Source organism: Blautia massiliensis (ex Durand et al. 2017), from assembly GCF_001487165.1.
In the GTDB taxonomy this organism is placed as follows: Bacteria; Bacillota; Clostridia; order Lachnospirales; family Lachnospiraceae; genus Blautia_A; species Blautia_A fusiformis.
The window spans coordinates 1,153,046-1,172,815 of the sequence record NZ_LN913006.1 but is presented as its reverse complement, the minus strand read 5'-3'; the positions used below and the strand labels follow the sequence as shown (position 1 = coordinate 1,172,815).

The following is a 19,770-nucleotide window of genomic DNA, read 5'->3' as shown; positions in this document are numbered from 1 at the left end:
ATTACTGTTGTATCTGAATTATTTTGTAATCTTAGCACGAAAGTCAAGTGTTTTTAGCATTTCCAGAGTCCATGAAGATTGCAGTATGCGTATACTTCTTCTACATATTCTCCATCACAGAGGCAGAAATCCGCAATAGGTTCCTGTCCTGGAATTAGCTGTTTTCTATAAATACCCTGATTTGTATTTAGTGTAATCCATTCAATGAAATGATTATCAAGCATTGGATGTTTTATTTCACCGACCACAACATGTACATGCTGTTTGTCCACTGTATATACAGGTACATGCTTCTCAACAGCAGCATCTGTCACTCCAGCTTTTAACTCATGCATAGCCTCTCCGCAACACATTACTGGTACGCCTTGATCCTTTAACATTTCAATAATGTTTCCACAATGATTGCATACATAATATTTTACTTCCATCTTTTTTATCTTCCTATGTTTAAAATTTAAAATCCAATTGTTTCTATAACTTTCTTCAAAGCATCCGTCGATTCTTAAACTTTAATGCTTCTTTACCAACCGATGCAGAACCAACAAAGCCACAGCCTATCATTACTGCTTTTTTTAATAATCACTTTCTTCTTTGTAATAATCTCCTTCTCTTTAATAGTTCTCTTCACGTATTTCGAAATAACTCTGTGGATGGTTACATACTGGACATATCTCAGGTGCCTTTGTTCCTACCACAACATGTCCACAGTTACGGCATTCCCATACCTTAACTTCACTCTTTTCAAACACCTGTGCAGTTTCAATATTCTTAAGAAGTGCACGATATCTCTCTTCGTGGTGCATCTCAATCTGTTTATTGTCAATAGATAATAGTAATAATTACTATTATTATAATAATCAATATTACTGATTACCTTTTATTTAAAATAATCATTCAATCATCATTTTTTCCGTTCAAAAACATATTCTGCATCTGATGATAAATCAGAGCGGAATGAATAGCCTAGTCTATCAAATTTCTTAATATCCTCAGGATTTTCAATTCTGTTTTCAGCCATGAACCTAACCATTTCACCACGGGCCATCTTAGCATATGTACCTTTTGTCACCAGTTTATCTCCTGATAACTCACAAAATGTAATCGTAATGTATCTATCCTGTCGTGTCAGATATTTTTCTATGCACTTAGAGTATTCTTTCGATGCCAGATTGATTATAATCCTGCTGTTATCAATCACTGAGCGGTATAATAAATCTCCCCAGTACTCATACAGATTTTTTGTTTCTCCTATTCCAACCTTCGCCTGCATTTCCAAACGATAAGGTGTCACACCATCCCTTGGTTTTAGCACACCATAAAATGCAGATATTATTCTCAAATGATTTTGTACATACTCGAATTGACTGTCCTCAAACACGGATGGAGCCATATATTGAAAAGCAATTCCTTCATATGATAAGACAGCTGGGGTAAGTAAATGATAAAGATCCATGTTTTCCAATCTATTGAAGTTCTGTTCTGTAATTTTGTCATTACATTTCCAGATAGTCTTCAGTTCTTCTTTTGACTTACTTTTCAACCAACTTTGTATCTCTGTCGTCTTTTCAATAAATTCAGGCAATCCATCCGGCGCTATGCTGTCAGTATCTGTAATCATCTTTTTAGCAGGGGATAATATTATCTTCATTAATCTAATTCCTTGAGCATATTTTCAGGATCATCTGCAGCCTTGACTTTATCATTTGCCTTTATAATAATCCCCTGTTCATCAATAAGATATGTGGTTCTTACTACTCCCATAGAGACTTTGCCATAATTTTTCTTTTCTTTCCATACATCATATGCTTCAATAACTTTCCGCTCTGGATCTGCTAAAAGTGTAAATGTCAATCCATATTTTTCCTCAAATCTCTTATGAGAGGATACAGAATCCTTACTGACTCCAAGAATAACTGCTCCTTTTTCGGTAAACTGAGGGTATCGCTCAGAAAACCCACATGCCTGTTTCGTGCATCCCGCTGTATTATCCTTGGGATAGAAATATAAAATCACTTTTTTTCCTGTATAATCCGATAATCTATGTATTTTCCCATTTTGATCTGGCAACTCAAAATCCGGTGCCTTAACCCCTACTTCCAACATTATTTATCCCTCCCTTTCTGTATCTTTCTCTTTATTCGCCTTTTTCTTCCTATTCCCGGTAATCATTTTATGACCTGTATATATCGCCATTACCATACATAACATAGAACTTAAAGCAAAGTATTTGTGACTTGATTTTTGCTTTTTATATCCAGTGTAAAAAGTCCCAAGCATTGTGATCAATGCTCCTACTGACCAATATTTATGTGCTTTCATGTAATTCCTCCATTTTTTCAGTGTATTCAATTCTAATTATACGCTACCATATTCCTATGTCAATTTGATAATAGAGCATTCCTATAAATTTTTTCAAAATATCATTGTCAAAACTATGTATTGTTATCCTTTAATTTTTCTTTGAAATAATTGACAAAAAGCTTGCTTTCAGGAGATTACTATTTAATCTCTTTTCCATCTATATATAGTTGAAATTTATCAGGATTATTGACAACATCATAGTCCTTTCCGTATTCTACAGGTCTATATTCGGCTGTCATTACCGATTCCCCGTCTTCAATATCCTCTTTCCATAAATAGATGTTCATATCAATGCTCGTCGCATATCCTCTGTCTGTGGAGAATTTTGTCGAATGAAAAGAGACTTTACAACTTAAAATTGGATAAAAAGGACAAAAAAAAGAAGAGCTGCTTGCTCTTCCCATATAGTAGTAGTAAAATAATATGTCATGCCAGCGCAATATATTACCTAGAATATCGCTATAACAGGAAAGGGGCTGCATTGTGACAGCCCCTAATTTACTTCATCACGTTGTCTACATTCTGAGTGAACTCGTTCCCTGGTTTATTTTAGCATCGGTCTGGATTTTGTTTCATAAAGATAAATTTTGCCACAGAGCGGTCGTATGTTTTAATGTGTCCAAACAGCCAGTCGATTACATTTTTCTGTACAAGTTCACTGAACCGATCTGTTGGTCCTTCATACTCCTGAAGGTATTCATACAGTTCTTGAATTGTCTTTTTAAACTCTTCATGTTTTTCATAATGTTTTTCACGCTCTGGATAACCGGATTTTTCCTGAAGCTTTTCCTCTTCTTTGAAATGAAAGTCAGTATATTCATCCAGATAATCCAGCATTTTGATTGCTTTTACTTTGCTGTCGCCATTTTGACAGGCAGTTACAAAGTTCTGGATACGGTCAATCAATTCTTTGTGCTGTGTATCGATTGTTTTATTTCCTGTTACTAAATTGTCATCAAAGGTAATGTTTAAATCGTAAGTCATAATTTGACCTCCATTTCTTTTATATGTTCTCTTAGGCTCTTTTAATGTCTGGCAGTTTCGTACCTGCATTTTCTGCTTAGTCTTCTACAGGAACGAAAACATCTTTTCCTAATCCGCAGATTGGGCATGTCCAGTCATCTGGAATATCCTCAAATGCAGTTTCTGGAGCGATACCGGCGTCTGGATCTCCTACTGCCGGATCATAAATATATCCACATGGTTCACATTCATATTTTTTCATAGTCATTTTCCATTTTCAATGTCGATTTATTTTTGTTACCAAGTTCCTAGCAATTTTTCTAACACTTTGTTTCTTGTATATCTGTATTATACATGATAATTATTCTTTTGTCAATAATAGTAATTATTATTATTTTTGCACTTAGCATAAACTGATATTTGAATTGCACATTTACATATTGTATATATCATGGGAATAGTTGAATAAAAAAATGAACTCTATTCATTAAAGACAGAGTTGCTGGAAATTATTTCTCTCCAACAACTTTCTTCGTCTTTAAGTCCTTGAAACACAATACTGTCCCATCAGATTCATCCAACTGTTATATTTATTCTTTTCACACACCTTTCGACAAATTTCATTTTCCATCAATACACAGAACATCTTATCATAATCAAATGCCCAAACAGCACCATTCACATGGTTTTCCACTGCTTTCTGATCTATGTACTTTAAACGTGTGACCATTTTTTCAATTTCTCCATTTCTCAAGTTACCGATATTTTTGCAGATAAACCGAAAGAAATTCAACGTTGCATATTCGTCATGCCAATGGAACTCTTCTGGATTGTTTTTAATTTTACTGGCTCGCTGCTGTTCTTTGATTATTTGATCAGCTACACCTTTCATCGAATCTTCGTATCTCATATTACTCACCTACTCTTCCTCAACGCCCAGTGACGGTTTAAATCTTTTATCCTTTGCCTGCGGTACCACGATCTCGTAAAAATAAAATCCTAAATATCCAAGTGCCTGCTTCTTCATTTTATAAAAAGAAGTCCTGCCTATTCCTAGCTCCTGCTGTACTTCCACATCTGTCTTATTATAATGACTGCAAAAACAGGAATGAAGGATTTCACTGAGCATCACACCATTCGGTGCATAGAACTTCACCAGTGTCATTCCACGATAGATCATATCAGACAAGCCATAAATGATCATCAGGTTATTCATTTCCCGGTGCATCTTTGGCACATTCAGCTGATTGTTATAAATGCTCAGATAACTCAATGCATATGCCATATCTTCATTGATTTTCTCCTGGCACTCCATATCCAGTTCTTCCAATACAACTGGTTTTCTAAAATCAGTTTCTGGTAGCTTGTCATCAGTTCTTTAATATCAGTATAATGTCTTAATCCTGTGCATGACTTGCCATATGGAAGGTAATTTCTTTCACTGATTTAATTGCATAATCTCTGTCTGTCATCAGTTTCAAAATCTCCTTATCATCATCACACTAACTGGCGGTCTTTCAGACCAGTTCGCTTTCCCCATGATTTTGATGGGAAGCAATTACTTACTACAACTTGCAGAAGCGGATATCCAAAAGGCATTGTGGGAGCTGCCTTTGCTGACCGAAATCCATCTTCTTATGTAAAACCTGCAGGAATATAAAGGGAAAGTGACTATCCCTGCCGATTAATAATCCAAATAATATCGTCTATACCAATCTCTCCTTATTTTTCAAAGCATCTGTAAAATCGTTTTCTATCATTTGGTTATAAAGTCTCTTCTGCGCCAGTTCATCTGTATAATACGCATAGTCATGATTATAATCTTCCATAACTGTTTCTGCCGCCATAGATGCATAATCATATATGGTAGCTATTGAAAGATTCTTATCTATATTTTTGTAAATACCATATTTAATCTTTATTCCTTTAATCGGAGCATTCTCTACAAACTCATTAATAACATTGTCCATTCTCCGATGATCCAGCTCACAATCATCACTTAATAAGCAGAGAAAAGATGCTTTTTCTTTTCTCACCGGTGCTGCTCAAGTTCATAATGCCTAACTCATCTAATCTTATATCTGAATCCTCACTTGCAAACGCAAACACTATTTTTTCGAATGTATCTGCATTTCCAATTCTTGCACATTTCATACGATAACGCAAAATATCATTACCATTTTTTATCCTGTAATGTATTGTGAACTGTGAGACCAGTTGCAGTTGTTTGCATATATTATTAAAATCCGTAGCAACCAGCATTTTATTTCTGTCTTCTTCAAATACATTGGTCTCTATATACTTTTGTATTACGGTTTCATATGTTTTCTTCTCGTTCATTAATTCATCTAACTCTGTGTTTTCATTTAGATGTCTATAAATCTGAATGTACTGATCTTGACGATTTACGCAATATATACTACTAAACTCATTCCCCAAAATGTTAATAATATCCGTAATCAGCATTTTTCCCCTTACTCTTCATTTACATATCATTTTATTGTAATCCCTTGATCTTTTTCAAAGATACTTTCGCTGTTGTTCCAAAGTTTCCATGTCTCTCTTTCTTTAAAATACAACGAAAAGTGAACTCTTATGTACTTGAAGAATCTGAAATACGATTCCTCCCTGTAAATATCAATCTGTTCCACAAAGCAAGTGACATGCTCCCACCACTTAAATCTTACGATTTTGAAGTGGGGGCTTCCTGCTCGATTACCCTTTAGGGCAAAGCTAAAACAGGCTATCCCCGCGTGTCCCGCGGTTTTGTTTTTTATGTTTATCCGGTTACGGATTTTTTTCTTGTGCCGTCAGGCACATTCTTTATAGATTCTTTTTCCTTCTTCACGGATGTTGACTGCTGCATTCACATCCCGGTCTATCCTATTTCCACATTCACAAACATACATTCTGTCCGACAATGCCAGTTCCTTTTTCTTATGTCCGCATACACTGCAGATCTTACTGGATGCAAAATAACGGTCTACTTTTATAAGATGTTTTCCATATTCTTCCAGCTTGTATCCCAACATGAACAGAAACTGCCCGTACCCGTTATCCTGCACACCTTTCCCAAGGTGCAGCCCTCCGGACATTCCCTTCAGATTCAGATTTTCCACACATACTGCATCATATCTTTCCGCAAGCTCCCTGCTGAGCTTATGCTGGAAATCTTTTCTCTGGTTCTTTATCTTTTCATGACATAAAGCTACCCTTTTTTTCTGTTTCTGATAGTTCCGGCTTTCTTTTTCACAGTGGGAGAGCTTTCTCTGTTCTCTTGCAAGTTTTTTCTCTGCTTTTCTGTAAAACATAGGGTACCCGGCTCTTTCTCCTGTAGAAAATACACACATTCCCTGCATGGCAAAATCGATCCCAAGAAATCTCTCTGCCGGTCTTTTTTCCACTGTTTGGTTCTCACAGCAGAACAAAAGGCTGGCAAAATATTTCCCGGATGGCTCACGGCTCACAGTTACAGACTTCAGTTTCCAGTCTGATGGAATCTGACGGTGAAGTTTTATCCTTATGACGGACATCTTTGGAAGTTTCAGATGGGTATCCTGCAAAAGGATATTTCCGTTTAGTGCATTGGTCGTATATGAATTTCTTGCATGCTTCTTTGATTTATAACGTGGAAATCCGCAGGCTGGTTCCCGAAAAAACTTCCGGAACGCACTTTCCAGATGCAGCTGCGCATTCGCCAGGGCAAGGGAATCCACCTCCTTCAGCCATGGATATTCCTTTTTATATCCGGCCGGTGTGTTCCGGAGCATCTTTTTTTCTTTCTGGTAATAGCTGATCTTATCTGCAAGCATCTGGTTATAGATAAAGCGGCTGCAGCCGATTGTTTGCTCTATCTGAACTCTCTGCTCTTTATTTGGATAGATCCTTATTTTTACGGCGCGGTTCATTCTTCTCACCCTGGCTTTCTATATACTGCCGTATCGTTTCAATCGTTGCTCCACCTGCACTGAGCAGGCCGAAGATCTGACCCCAGAATGCATCTTTCATGGTCTAACTCCATTATATTTATCGTCCTTTTTCTTATATCGACGGATATGTATTTATGAACTAATTGTTCTTTTTCAGTATACTACATCAGGGAAGGGAGAACGAGTGTTTCTTTTATACTATAGAGATTTTTTTTGAGCAGATATGCTCAGATGTGCAATTCATCTCACCACCTGAAGAGGTGGGAGAATTCTTGCTACATTTGTTAAAATTTATTCTTCTCAGTGGCCTTAATATATAGTTTATCAAAATATAGAAGAAATGGATATATATTTTCTTTTAATATTTTTCTAAAAAAGCTTTATTTTATCACTCTTCAGTCACCGGACGCATCATGGAAAGCAGCTCCTTCCGGTAATGATCGGCCTTTTCCTGATTGCCCTGTTCTTTCCGTACCATCTTTGTGATTCCCGGATACTGTCCCGGGAAGCTTTGCAGCATGATACCATCTCCATAGATCAGGTAAACATCTCCGTCTGTCATATCTTCCTCTGTCAGCTTCTTTCCATTCTCATCCGTAAGCTTATCCGGTATCGTTCCGGAAAAAATCGTGTCCGTGTCCAGATCCGCAAAATACCAGCTGTTATCATCTGTATGAAAATACACTGCTGTCATCGGCTTTTCCCCACATCCCGCCAGACAGAACATAACAAGTACCGCCAGCATCACGATCCATTTTTTCATTATTCCACCTCCTAGTCTCTGTCAGTATTTGATTATTTCGACTTCGTACCGTGCTAGCACCATGAAAAACATTAATATTACTGACTTCTACAATGTTTTTTATCTGGCACTACCATTAGTGGGAGATTTTTAATATAAATTTAATTGATCGTTGGAAGTACTTCCATAACCTGATCAATCACTTCCACAATTCTCTGTATATCCATATTTTCTTTTACATCAGAACTATCATTCACGTTCAAACCATCTTGCCAGTCCTGGACAATAGATACTGCCGGGATATTCACTAATGCAAACGGATAATGGTCACTGTTGGTTGCCATTGTCAGGAAAAATCTGTCACTGGGTGTAAATAGTTCTGACATACTGTTTTTATTTAATTCTGCCAGTTTTTTCAATCCCTCATCATCATATTCCGCATTGTCTGGTCTTTTGTTTCCTTCGATCATCGCCATATAACCCAGATCACTTTTTTCTGCAATAGTATCAATATTTATTACTCCGATGATCTGTTTCCGCTCGTCCTCCGTCAGCTTACCAACATACCATCTTGAACCCAGCATATATTTCTCTTCGCCCGAGAACAGGATGAATTTTATATTATACGGTATCTCTGTATCTTTTAAAATCCTTGCCAGTTCAAGCACTGCTGCCACTCCGGAACCGTTATCATTGGCGCCCACCGAATCTTCTGCACTGTCATAATGGGCACTTATGATCAGATTTTTTGTAGTATCAATGGATGAGTTTTTTGTCACAATGATATTTTCACCAATGCCGTCAACAATTGCATTCTCGGCTGTTGATGCCAGAAACACATCCGCCTGCGAGGAATGCCTTATTGCATTCTCATTGTTTTCATCGTTATATTCGAATTTCTGGTATTCTATATTGTCATATCCCAGATTGCCAAAATATTTACTAATATATTCTTTTACATTCTGTATTGCATCAGAATTTATTGGACGCGGTTCAGAAGTGATTTCATCGATGATCTGTTCAATATTCTGTTCCAAAGGCTCTATTATTGTACCGTTCTGGGTAACACTCTCCGCCATTGTCTGAATTGGTGCTATTAATGATATAACCATAATTAAGGCAATTGTAATTTTTTTCATTTGTGAGCTTCCTCATTTTACCAAGTATTAATCAGTATCTTTTATCCAATAACTTTCCATGCAGAACCATAGGCTACAACGAAAGCTTTTTTCCATACCATAAACATTATCATTTAAATCTCAGATTTTGAAAAAGGGACAGACATTGATAAATTCACTTAGTTCCATTCTGGGCTATGTACGGAACATTACAACCACATGATCAAAAAGCAGTAAATCTGATATTCAAATGTACATTGTGATTCTTTTTTTTACAAAATTAGCTTTTTTATCATTTATGTTATCAACTGATACTATTATACCATGAACTGCATCACCAACCAAGTGTTCTTTTTTGCTTTTACAGCGTTCGTACAGTGCTTTTACAATTCATTGCACATCTGTAAAGGAAAGAGACTTCTTGCTATATATTATGTTAAATTCCTGAAAGTAATTTCTTTGCGTTCTCCAGGTTATTCTTTCCATTTATTTTTAGATATACTTTACTGATCTCAGAAGGCTCTCCTATTTCTCTGCAGAGATCCTGTGCCTGGGAAATGGGTATGTAGATTTCGTTTCCTTCTATTACTACAGCGGCTTTACAGGGCATATATGAGATTTGCGGTTCTCTTGCGGAATTGCCGGACAAAGTGGTAAGATCATCCGTGGCTTTGGAAGTATCCTTCTCTTTTTCATCCAGGGAATAAAAAATATTTAGGTTTTCACCCATCTCTAGAAATTTTTCCTGTTGTTTTTTTGAAATGGCATGATTATTATAGTCTTTCATATCCCGTAGGGAACCATTTCCCAGCAATAACAACGGCATCTTCCCCAATTCATTCTGAGTTGGATTTTTTCCAAACGCATTCATATCAATTCCTGAAAAAGTCGTTGTTTCCGTATAATCTTCAATTTTGATGACAACCGGGACTTCTATGACTGGCCAGATTTCTTTTATACCTTTTATCTTCTTCGCTTTCTGCAAAAAATCTTCATCATAAGCCAGATCTCCAAGTGGGAGCAACACAGTAAATTGCCGTTTTTCTTCTTTCATGCCTGCCAGCAGCATTCCTAATAATGTAAGTATCAATGCCAGCAGAAGTATGACAAATAAGGTAAAACTGTCTATTTTTTTTCTTTTCAATGAGAAGCCGCCTTTCTCGCTTCTTCAAGAAGGATATTTTTCTTATGAAGCTTTCTGACCAGAATCAGGATTATGGAAATAAGCAGTACTGCAACAACTGCAGCTATGGAATACCACCAGTTATTGGTTTTCTCCTGGTCATCTTCAACCTTTAAGGACTTTATCTGGGTTTCTTTGATTTCAGAATCAAATTTTATTTCTTCCTCATATGATTTGCCATCGGCATCCTCATACGTAAGAATTAATTGACCTGCACATTTTCCTGTTTTTCCTTTTACATATATGCGAAGACTTCCCTGGGATAAATCTCCGGCCTCTATGGTCCCTAAGAATGCCGTATCGTTTGAACTTAATTCATCAGCCTTTAAGCTGACACTTGCATTGTATATTTTGTCTCTTCCGAGATTCATTGCTTTTACCGGGATCTCTACTGTATCCATAGTGTATAAAACAGATGGAATATCTGAAGCTTCCAGCTTAACACGAACCGGTTGGATGATCTGAAAAGACAGTAATTCTGTACCGGTGGTTGCCGTTGCTTTCGAATCTTCATAATCCAGAGAAAAAGTAATGACAGCCTGGCCAGGATCACAGTTTTCTGTTATAGTAATCATCTGTTCCAAAGTAATTGCTTCACCAGGAGCCAGGACTTGTACATAAAAAGAGTTTTTCTCAAATTCGATTCCTTTGTTCTCTGTAGAAAGGGAAATTTTTAAACCAAATACATTTTGACTGCAGCTTTTATTTCGAAATGTCAGCGACATTTCTGTTGTAGAACCAGCCTCCAATCGTCCACCTGAAAGATTGCTGTCTTCTAATAATAACTGCGGTTTATGTAATATTTTTTCACTTGATGAGTCTGATGTTGAATTATCTCCTCCCCCACCGCCCGAATACCCTCCGTTGTCTATAACCGGATCTGTTATCTGCGGGGCGTCACCGTCCTCCGGATTATCACTGTCTATTACAACATGAAAAGGATTCGATTTAGAACCATCACCAAAGTCATCTCCTGATGTAAAAATATCCGGATCCGGATTTTCTTTATCGCTATCAGCTTTATCAGGAGTCTTTTCATCCTCTGCCGGAGGTTCGGTACTCGGAGGTTCGGTACTCGTAGAATCATCCTCTTTTTCATCAAGGGTTAACGAGTTGTCATTCTCATAAGATACGGACGGATCTGAGTCCGTAAATCCTTCTTCAGCAGATGTAATCTCCGTGTTTTGAGGCTCTGTGGCAAAAACGGTAGCTGGAAGAAATATTATTGTCGTACATAATACTAATGCCGTTTTTACAAATAAATTTTTCATTATCAGGCAGTCCTTTCTCTTAAGATTCCTCCATCCATTTCATATACGTGGTCACATAAGATTCTGATGTCCTCTTCATTATGGCTTGCCAGCAAAATGGTTTTTCCTGCTGCTTTTAAATCCAGCAGCAGTTCTCTTATTTCTTCCACGCCATGTTTATCCAGTCCATTAAACGGCTCATCCAGAATCAAAAAAAGAGGATCTTCCATAATGGCCTGTGCAATACCAAGGCGTTGACGCATTCCTAGGGAATATTTTCCGACTGGTTTCTTCATGTCCGGATCCAATCCTACCCTTTTTAAGACTATGCGGATATCGGCCTTCGAGATCCGGCCATTCATGTCTGCCAGGATCTCCAGATTTTTAAAGCCCGTATATTGTGTAAGAAAACCGGGAGTCTCGATAATAACTCCAAGACTTTCAGGAAAATCCACATCATGGCCTATTTTTTTTCCAAATACAAAAATAGTGCCCGTAGTTACAGGAAGAAACCCACAGATGCATTTCATAAGGACGGTCTTTCCTGAACCATTATTTCCAACAATCCCATAGACGTTCCCTGTTTTCAGGGAAAGATTTACTTCCTGTAACACGATGTCTTCACCGAAACGTTTGGTCACGTGTTCTATTTTTACGCAGGTGTTCTGCATCATTCCACTTGCTCTTTGCGGATCACAGGCCAGATTAAATGTCCCTTCAGATTTCTTCCAATCTTCCATATAAAACACCTCCCAGAATTCCCAGCATTACTAATAAAAACAACAGTAGAAATAGCCAAACTCCTATTTTGTCCGGTCCCCAATTTTCATCAGCCAGTATCCATTCTACTGGATAAAACCATATCTGATTCTTAAAATAGCGGTCATGAAGGATAATTCCGAAATAAAAGCTTACAAAAGGGATTCCATATGCCATGTAAGCAGAATCCCATAAAATCCCGCAGCTTCCACCGAAAGTACTTATGATACTTCCGATAAGTCCTGTCCGAAATGCCTTCATGAGTAAGTCCAGAAGTGCTTCTTTCTGAATAGCACCCTTTATCTCCAGCGGATAGAACACAATAAAATTGATAAAAAGTACCGTTAGTATAGATAACGTCCAGACCATAAAACCAGATACCATAATGGAAAAGACTTTACCTTCGATATACTGTCTGCGAGTCGTTCTGGGAAGTATTTCCTTTAAAAATCCACTTTTATATTCTTGCAGAATGGAATCACTCCATGGCAATACGGCTGCTACCGGAATGGCAAAAGATACTGCCTGACTTTTTAAGGAACCTTCCAGTATACTGATAAAAGTACCACATGTCAGTGCTTTTTTTAAGCTGGGATAAGTCTGTCCAAGGGCGATGGAGATGCAGGCTATCAGCCATGCTGCCAGAAAATTCTTATTAAAAAACATACGTTTTGTTTCACCCCACATAGGTTTTCCCCCTTCCAATCATGTCTTTTCTCCAAGAAATTCAAAGGTATATTTTTTCATCCGGTTAATTGCAAAAACTGCAAGAAGAACTAAAATACCCAGAAAAAACATATAGGAATGCGTGATTTTCGGAAGCAATGGGTCATAACCCAAGTTATGTTTTCCGTATACTGCCTGGTTCAGAGGACTGATCCAGCAGATTAATACATTTACCTGATACATTTCGTATTTTTCTTTATGTAAAATTGCAGCCAGTACTTTCGGGTCCAATAAAAAACCAAAGACACTGTAAAGAAGGCCAAAAATCATCCCCTTAGTCTTCCCTTTATAGAGATTTCCTACAAGGATTACAAAGCTTAAGGTCAGCGAATAACAAAACAGAAGAAAGAAAACCTGCAGCATACAGCCATAGGGTGAGATACTTTCCATGACTCTTACTGTAGAAGGGACCTGCAGGTTTTTTCCTAATTCTGAATAACCAAGCATGGCCGCAGTTTCGCTCCACAGATTACCTGGATAACTCTTTTTCATACACAGCACGGCCGTAAACAGCAGCATCAAAACCGTATATAAAACAGTTACAAGAATAACATAAATGAATTGACCTAAAAGCCATTTCCTCTTGGTTGTCCGGGTCAGCTGGTATGGAGTAACAGGTGTCATCTTCGGCAGGTCAGAAAACATAAGAAGCAAGAGCAGCGAACTGGACAGTACTGCTATCCCATCCCCAAATGTCCAGATAAATGGTTCAATGGCCTGTACCGGTGTATCGTAGGTCTCCATTACAACCATGATTCTGCCTGTAAGCAGGAAACTAAGTACAAATTCTAACAGAAAAATAAAAACAACTTTGGGATTGCGTAGAAATCCGAAGAAATTGTACCTTACAATTCCAAATACCTGTCTCATGTCAGTAACCCAGATTCCGGTTTATAATACTGCCATCCACGGCATTAATGGTAAGGAAACTTTCATTCGGATCTTTACTGGTATTTGATTCTGTTTCTCCGTTATATTCACTTTCTGAAGTCATGCTGCCGAAAAAATCCCAGACGGGGATCAAAATACCTGTGTGTGCGTCAGTAGACGGCTCATATATTCTGGCATAACCAAGAACGATCCGATCAATATTATAGACCCTGGAATTTTCATATTGCATATTATCAGCGTTTGTTACCACCATCATTTTTTCATAAATTTTCATAACCTCGCTGAATGAAAGAAGATTTAAATTCTCTGTCTTTATTTTACCAATTGTGTAGGGATTTGAATAAGTCATGCTTTCTATGCCATCTTTATCGACATAGAAACAGAGACTTTCATAAGACCATGTTTCCATTGTGCTGTCCATATCTTCCAATGCCCCACCGTCTGCAATTGTCTGAGTTACCGGCACACCATTTATGGTACGTGCATAATCAATTCTATATCCATTTCCAAAATTACCTGAACTATTATCGCCTTCAAAACTTTTGCACACCGCGTAATTCCAGTTAGAAAACTGTAAATCTGTGATGCCCATTTTTTCAACTTTTTCCTTTACAAGTTTTTTTGCTTCATCCAGGGACAGCCCGATAGATTCTTCTGTGGGTTTTTCTTCCTCTTCAGAATATCCGTAATCACACCACATTGCATCCTCCGGTATTTTTTCCCCGCCCTTGTTTGCTGCTTTCTTGATCTTGACTGACAAGGTATCGGAGCCATCGGAAGATATTTTATAATAGTATTGTGAATCGTCTGGCATTTGTGCAATACAATCGAAAAAATTTCCGGCAACAGGTTTTGCCTCTGTCAGGGTTTTCTTTTCCGGAGCAGTTTCGTATTCCTGTTCCCATGTCTCAATATCTTCATAGATATCATAGACATAATTCCCATCATCATCTGTTCCATAGTTATACGGGTCCAGGTTTCCGTTTGCAACGTCTTCTTTTAGTTCATCCAGAGTTTTTTTAATTTCATCCTTTGTCTTCACGTAATAACTATCCATGGTATAAAGTTTTGCCTCTGAGAAGAATGCGTTTGTAATACGGTCGAGAAGCTCCTGGGTAACTTCTGCCGCGGTGACAGAAATAGCAGATATCTTTTCCACTTCCGGAATTTCTACGCTTGCATCTGTATTTACCACGAGCTTGGCACTGTCATCTTCCACATGGCTTTTATAATTTTGAGGAGCATCAATGAGATTCCTGATGGTTGTCTTTGACTCTGAACCGTCATCGTTCTTGCTTTCAGATACTTCTCCTTTAGAACCGCTAACATCATCCGCTTCCGTATAAGCATCTACAGCCTTGCTCCCCTTCGGCTTTACCAAAGAAGAATCCGGGGTCTGTGCGCATCCTGTAAACATTCCAATACAAAGCACTATTCCTGCAAACTTTTTTATGTTTTTTCTCATTTCTGGTAATATCTCCTTTCTAAGGTTGTTATAAGTATATCATCGAGCATTACACCAAATCTTTCGCGATTTGTAACTGATATGTAAACGTTAGTGTGATTACCAGAAAACAGAGACGGTAGTTCCTTTTCCCGGATTGCTTTCAATCTTCAGTTGGAAATCGTGCAGTTCTATAATTTTCTGACATAAAGAAAGACCGAGTCCTACACTTCCTTTTGCCCTGGAACGAGATTTGTCTACCATATAAAATGGTTCCGTCACCATTTCCAGATCCTCTTTCGGTATTCCCTTTCCAAAATCCTGAACCATCAGATGGTCTGGGGTTGCCTCAAGCACAATTTTAGATTCTTTCCTGGAAGCTTTGACTGCATTATCAATTAGATTTGTCACTACACTTATCATTAAGTCCTGATCAAACTTCTTTACCAATTCTTTTGGTTCACAAAATACATCAAGAGAGATGTTTTTTTCTTGAAGCCTGCAATCAATGAGTTCTTTTACTTCTTTCAGGAAATTATCCACCTGTATTTCAGCTGGATTGAATGAGTCTTCCGAAGCTTCGTAGAGTCCGGTTAATTCCAGCATTTTCATAGAAAGTCTTGACAGCCTGCGACATTCATTTTCAATATAAATCAGAGCCTTCTCCTGCCTTTCCGGGGTTAGGCGCACAGTAAGCAATGTATCTGCATAACCTATGATTGCAGTCATTGGGGTTTTCAGCTCATGAGCCAGACTTCCAATAAGCTGTTTTTGTGTCCGGTTTATGTTAGAAAGACTTTCAATTTGTTCTTTTATTTTACCTGTCATAAAATTAAAGGTTGCACCTACCTGCGCAAGTTCTGTATTTCCCTCTGACGGTACTTTAAAATCATAAATACCTTCAGAAACAAGAAGCGTAGCTTCTCTTAGGCTTGTAAGCGGTGCTGTGATTTTTCGAAGGCTCAAATAAAGGATAATTCCCATCACCACGATCAAAGATAAAGTAAATACACCCGTCTGAAAAAACAGCAGATGACTTTTTTCTATTACATCTGTTATATCTTTATAAGTAACAATCTGATATCCCATATTTACATTGCCATAGTAAAATAACAAAAGTGTCCTTCCATTTATCTGACTGATCATAGGGCCATGACCGTCACTGTTGCTGCCATGAGCCACCATGTTTGCCTTACTTGCACATAATTCTCTTAACTTTTTTACATCGAATTCATAAACAGTTCCATTATAGGTCATTTTTCCATCAAGATATAAAACCGCGCTGTCATGAAAAACCTGCCGAAAAGCATAAGTAACTATTTGGGGGCGCATTTCGTTGTCGGCATTCTGTTTCTGATTGTCAGAAAGGCTTGTTTTATTTTCAAACTGTAAGATATTTGTTCTGAATATACTGCTTTCATAACTGTTGATATTCTGTATACTCTGATTTTTCCAACAATAAGTGGTATAGAGAAAAATCCCTGACGATACCAACAGAATGATACATGTAGTCTGAGAAAAGATCTTTATTAAGAGTTTCATAAATCCACCTCAAGTCTGTAACCGATTCTGGGAATTGTTTTAATCTTATCCTGCCAGCCAAGCTTTTTCCTGATACGACCCACATGTGCATCCACAGTTCTTGTTTCTCCGCAGAACTCTTCATTCCACAGTTCCTGCAGAATCTGATTCCTGGTCAGTGCTTTATTCGGATTTTTGGCGAACACCATGAGGCAGTTATATTCCATTGGCTTTAAATAGATTTCCATGCCCATTTTTGTAACAGTACGACTAGACGTATCAATGATAACATCACCAATTTGAATCTGTTCTTGTACAGTGCCATTACGTTCCAGTACCTTTTCAAGACGGACCATTACTTCCAGCATTTCAAATGGTTTTACAATATAATCTTCTGCACCGTCTTTTAATCCCTTTATCTTGCTCGCGATATCTCCCTTTGCGGTAAGAAATATTACGGGGATTTCATACTGCTTCAGTTTCGGTAACAGGCTATATCCGTCTCTTCCGGGAAGCATGATATCTACAAGTGCACACTGAAACGCATGATCTTGAATAATTGCTTCATATGCCTCATTTCCATCCAGATATCCCACTGTTTCATACCCTGCAATCTCCAAATTCATACATAGCAGGTCATTGATTGACATTTCGTCTTCTATCACAAGAATTCTTGCCTTCATAATTATTACCTCACATGTTTTTATAACTATCTTTTCACAGGTTAATTATACATTAAATTCTATAATGCAGTTGTAACTGATTTGTAACAGCAAAAAAGGAAACCAAAACCATTCTGTGAGAATAGTTTTGATTTCCTGTATAAACCGTTATTTTCTGATCGTTTATAACGCTGGTGAGAACATTTATTATTATTTTTACTCCATTCCGGAATCATTCGAAAGAGAGACAATGCAAATACAAAAATTATTAAAATCACTAGAATTTTCATACGTAGCCTGATTCCCTTCATTTACCTTTATCAGATCGTGTCATTCAAATCACATCCACTGATGATGCGATTCCATAAGTTCTCCCGCTTGTCCATTCCTTTGGTAAAATAGGGAAGTCTTTCTTCTTCCAGCTCTTCCAGACGAAGCACATTTCCATTCAGATAATTGTCAATCCGGTATCCTGTACTTTTAAGTCTTGTAATTACGCCACCAATTTTTATATCCAGAATCTCATAACCAAATGGCTTTGCATCGTTCATCCAGATTTTTTCTCTTGATGATTTCATATCTGTCAGATTGCAGATGATTCCAGGAATAACATTCTGACTGATATCTTTCAACGCTGCTCTGTCCGATCTGTCATATGCTGATTTTATACACATGCCCAAATCGGCTTTATCAGCTAATACCGCCGCCAGTTTTTCATAAAATGAGAATAAAAGCTGATATTTTCCTGTTTTTTTTGCACATTCCTTCATACATTTCTGTATGTTTTGGTAGTAAGATTTTGTATTGACACCTGATTCTTTCACATGATAATCAAAAATGCCTAACATTGGATCCTGGTATAACAGATATTTTGAAGGATTTTGAGCCTCTTTATTCTCTTTCGTATTTAAGAATAAGGAATCAAAATTGTCAAGTGCCATAAAATCATCAAATTTTCCGCCTGTGCAGTTCCTGAACTCCTGCTTAAGGATTGTTTCGTCATAGTCTCTGTGAAAATCAAGGTGTGCAAAAAGTACAAGTCCCGGAAGCAAAGCATCCACCGGGGTTTCTGCACCATTATCCATCCATGCTGTACAGAGAACCTCTTTTATATTGTATTTTTTACAAGTAAAAAGAGCTGCTTTGGTACACGCATAGGTCTTAGAATAATTGGGGGAAATTCCGTTCCAAATCCAAGATCCTCCTGCAAAAATAACGTTATCCGAAAGCTGCGCATGGATATCCAGCATTTTTTCATAGGTTCTGGTATCATCATGATAATAGTCCCAATATACTAATCCTAGATCTTTTTTCGGTTTTTCCCATTTGGAGCAGTCCGTGTTTTCGGGCAGATCATAGTATCCGCCTGTAGAATTTGCTGTAATGTACATGTCACTCCATATCATAGGCTTTAATTCTAATTTTCTGCAAATATCTACGACCCTGTTACAATGTTCCCTGATTATCAGTGACCCTTTTTTATATCCATTTTCTTTTAGATAATTTCCAAGTCCCAGCATGACAGCCTCATCCATTCCAAGATGTACCCTGTTGGTAGAAAAATTCTCTTTTACTGAGCTGAGCAGCTTTTCAATAAACTGATAAGTTTCCTCTTTTTCAGGCTGGAGAATATCCGCAGAATCACGAATCTTATCCATTCCCGGCCACTTCAGCACATTGTGCAGATGAGCCAGGGTCTGAATACACGGAACAAGCTCTACCCCAAACATGGAAGCGTAAGCATCCAGCTCTTTTATTTCGTCCTTGGTGTATTTTCCGCGATAAGCTCCAAAATAAGGCTGCCCTTCTACTTCATAGGTATCTTCTGTATAAAGCATGAGTACATTCATTCCAAGTTTTGCCAGTGTCTTGATCAGGAATTTCACCTTTTCAACTGTAAATACAGCATTTCTGGAACAATCCAGCATAAGACCGTTTCTTTCAAAACAGACATGCTCTTGATATTGAAATTCATCTTCTTCCATATGATGTATGGCATAATTAAGTGCGCGGTAATAATGAGATATTTCCCGACAGATGATATGAATCTGGTTTTTTCTTTTATTGATCAATATTTCTGGTCTGTCCTGAAATTTAACAAACAATTCTATGTTTTGGTTGAAACCGTCATTTTCAGCCAGCAGTATTTCAGTACCTTTTTTAATAGTATTATATTCTTTCTTATCAGATGAAAAAACAATGTTCATACGTATTCCTCTTT

24 protein-coding genes and 1 pseudogene are annotated in these 19,770 nt (G+C 37.6%); all 25 read right to left on the bottom strand.

Going from position 1 to position 19,770, the window contains the following annotated elements:
* Nucleotides 1–53: 53 nt before the first annotated feature.
* Complete coding sequence (locus BN3261_RS06370; RefSeq protein ID WP_015524981.1) at nucleotides 54–428, bottom strand: desulfoferrodoxin family protein; 375 nt, start codon at nucleotides 426–428, stop codon at nucleotides 54–56.
* A gap of 183 nt (nucleotides 429–611) precedes the next feature.
* Nucleotides 612–812, bottom strand: a pseudogene (locus BN3261_RS06365) (rubrerythrin family protein); the annotation flags it as partial.
* Between the two features lie 89 nt (nucleotides 813–901).
* Entirely contained in the window at nucleotides 902–1,648 is a 747-nt protein-coding gene (gene yaaA, locus BN3261_RS06360; protein WP_005421606.1) for a peroxide stress protein YaaA, read from the bottom strand.
* On the bottom strand, nucleotides 1,648–2,103 hold the full coding sequence (gene bcp / locus BN3261_RS06355) for a thioredoxin-dependent thiol peroxidase (protein WP_005421605.1): 456 nt from the start codon (nucleotides 2,101–2,103) through the stop codon (nucleotides 1,648–1,650). The genes yaaA and bcp overlap by 1 nt, the downstream gene beginning before the upstream one ends.
* 3 nt (nucleotides 2,104–2,106) lie before the next feature.
* The gene (locus BN3261_RS06350; protein WP_005421604.1) at nucleotides 2,107–2,319 is read right to left on the bottom strand and encodes a DUF6219 family protein; all 213 of its coding nucleotides are present in this window, start codon (nucleotides 2,317–2,319) and stop codon (nucleotides 2,107–2,109) included.
* 179 nt (nucleotides 2,320–2,498) lie between these two features.
* The gene (locus tag BN3261_RS17660) at nucleotides 2,499–2,648 is read right to left on the bottom strand and encodes a hypothetical protein (protein ID WP_015524977.1); all 150 of its coding nucleotides are present in this window, start codon (nucleotides 2,646–2,648) and stop codon (nucleotides 2,499–2,501) included.
* Between the two features lie 262 nt (nucleotides 2,649–2,910).
* On the bottom strand, nucleotides 2,911–3,345 hold the full coding sequence (locus BN3261_RS06345; RefSeq protein WP_015524976.1) for a bacteriohemerythrin: 435 nt from the start codon (nucleotides 3,343–3,345) through the stop codon (nucleotides 2,911–2,913).
* Nucleotides 3,346–3,421: 76 nt separating this feature from the next.
* The gene (gene rd, locus BN3261_RS06340; protein ID WP_015524975.1) at nucleotides 3,422–3,586 is read right to left on the bottom strand and encodes a rubredoxin; all 165 of its coding nucleotides are present in this window, start codon (nucleotides 3,584–3,586) and stop codon (nucleotides 3,422–3,424) included.
* 276 nt (nucleotides 3,587–3,862) lie between these two features.
* Nucleotides 3,863–4,234 (bottom strand): hypothetical protein, encoded by a 372-nt coding sequence (locus BN3261_RS06335; protein WP_059086885.1) that lies wholly within the window; start codon nucleotides 4,232–4,234, stop codon nucleotides 3,863–3,865.
* Nucleotides 4,235–4,243: 9 nt separating this feature from the next.
* Nucleotides 4,244–4,639 carry an ArpU family phage packaging/lysis transcriptional regulator gene (locus BN3261_RS06330; protein WP_015524973.1) on the bottom strand — a complete coding sequence of 132 codons (396 nt, stop codon included), beginning with the start codon at nucleotides 4,637–4,639 and terminating at the stop codon, nucleotides 4,244–4,246.
* Nucleotides 4,640–5,030: 391 nt separating this feature from the next.
* The gene (locus BN3261_RS06325; RefSeq protein ID WP_015524971.1) at nucleotides 5,031–5,294 is read right to left on the bottom strand and encodes a hypothetical protein; all 264 of its coding nucleotides are present in this window, start codon (nucleotides 5,292–5,294) and stop codon (nucleotides 5,031–5,033) included.
* A 25-nt stretch (nucleotides 5,295–5,319) separates the two neighbouring features.
* On the bottom strand, nucleotides 5,320–5,790 hold the full coding sequence (locus BN3261_RS06320) for a hypothetical protein (RefSeq protein WP_015524970.1): 471 nt from the start codon (nucleotides 5,788–5,790) through the stop codon (nucleotides 5,320–5,322).
* A 344-nt stretch (nucleotides 5,791–6,134) separates the two neighbouring features.
* Nucleotides 6,135–7,232 (bottom strand): RNA-guided endonuclease TnpB family protein, encoded by a 1,098-nt coding sequence (locus BN3261_RS06315; protein ID WP_110925765.1) that lies wholly within the window; start codon nucleotides 7,230–7,232, stop codon nucleotides 6,135–6,137.
* Entirely contained in the window at nucleotides 7,195–7,332 is a 138-nt protein-coding gene (locus BN3261_RS17195) for a hypothetical protein (RefSeq protein ID WP_199579967.1), read from the bottom strand. Before BN3261_RS17195 ends, BN3261_RS06315 begins: the two co-directional genes overlap by 38 nt.
* A gap of 309 nt (nucleotides 7,333–7,641) precedes the next feature.
* The gene (locus tag BN3261_RS06310; protein WP_059085767.1) at nucleotides 7,642–8,016 is read right to left on the bottom strand and encodes a hypothetical protein; all 375 of its coding nucleotides are present in this window, start codon (nucleotides 8,014–8,016) and stop codon (nucleotides 7,642–7,644) included.
* A gap of 140 nt (nucleotides 8,017–8,156) precedes the next feature.
* The gene (locus BN3261_RS06305; RefSeq protein ID WP_227190737.1) at nucleotides 8,157–9,134 is read right to left on the bottom strand and encodes a M28 family metallopeptidase; all 978 of its coding nucleotides are present in this window, start codon (nucleotides 9,132–9,134) and stop codon (nucleotides 8,157–8,159) included.
* A gap of 415 nt (nucleotides 9,135–9,549) precedes the next feature.
* Complete coding sequence (locus tag BN3261_RS06300; protein WP_235812349.1) at nucleotides 9,550–10,167, bottom strand: hypothetical protein; 618 nt, start codon at nucleotides 10,165–10,167, stop codon at nucleotides 9,550–9,552.
* A gap of 86 nt (nucleotides 10,168–10,253) precedes the next feature.
* Complete coding sequence (locus BN3261_RS06295; protein WP_059085766.1) at nucleotides 10,254–11,567, bottom strand: COG1361 family protein; 1,314 nt, start codon at nucleotides 11,565–11,567, stop codon at nucleotides 10,254–10,256.
* Nucleotides 11,568–11,569: 2 nt separating this feature from the next.
* Complete coding sequence (locus tag BN3261_RS06290; protein ID WP_005423055.1) at nucleotides 11,570–12,286, bottom strand: ATP-binding cassette domain-containing protein; 717 nt, start codon at nucleotides 12,284–12,286, stop codon at nucleotides 11,570–11,572.
* Entirely contained in the window at nucleotides 12,264–12,992 is a 729-nt protein-coding gene (locus BN3261_RS06285) for an ABC transporter permease (protein WP_059085765.1), read from the bottom strand. Before BN3261_RS06285 ends, BN3261_RS06290 begins: the two co-directional genes overlap by 23 nt.
* 18 nt (nucleotides 12,993–13,010) lie before the next feature.
* Nucleotides 13,011–13,901: a hypothetical protein gene (locus tag BN3261_RS06280; protein ID WP_059085764.1), complete on the bottom strand. Its 891-nt coding sequence runs from the start codon at nucleotides 13,899–13,901 to the stop codon at nucleotides 13,011–13,013.
* A 1-nt stretch (nucleotide 13,902) separates the two neighbouring features.
* Nucleotides 13,903–15,387, bottom strand: a complete 1,485-nt coding sequence (locus BN3261_RS06275; RefSeq protein WP_059085763.1) for a DUF6034 family protein — start codon at nucleotides 15,385–15,387, stop codon at nucleotides 13,903–13,905.
* A 99-nt stretch (nucleotides 15,388–15,486) separates the two neighbouring features.
* Nucleotides 15,487–16,623, bottom strand: coding sequence for a sensor histidine kinase (locus tag BN3261_RS06270; RefSeq protein ID WP_235812348.1), 1,137 nt, complete (start codon nucleotides 16,621–16,623; stop codon nucleotides 15,487–15,489).
* 281 nt (nucleotides 16,624–16,904) lie between these two features.
* Nucleotides 16,905–17,570 carry a response regulator transcription factor gene (locus BN3261_RS06265; protein WP_059085761.1) on the bottom strand — a complete coding sequence of 222 codons (666 nt, stop codon included), beginning with the start codon at nucleotides 17,568–17,570 and terminating at the stop codon, nucleotides 16,905–16,907.
* 299 nt (nucleotides 17,571–17,869) lie between these two features.
* Nucleotides 17,870–19,756 carry a beta-N-acetylhexosaminidase gene (locus tag BN3261_RS06260; RefSeq protein ID WP_059085760.1) on the bottom strand — a complete coding sequence of 629 codons (1,887 nt, stop codon included), beginning with the start codon at nucleotides 19,754–19,756 and terminating at the stop codon, nucleotides 17,870–17,872.
* Nucleotides 19,757–19,770 lie beyond the last annotated feature (14 nt).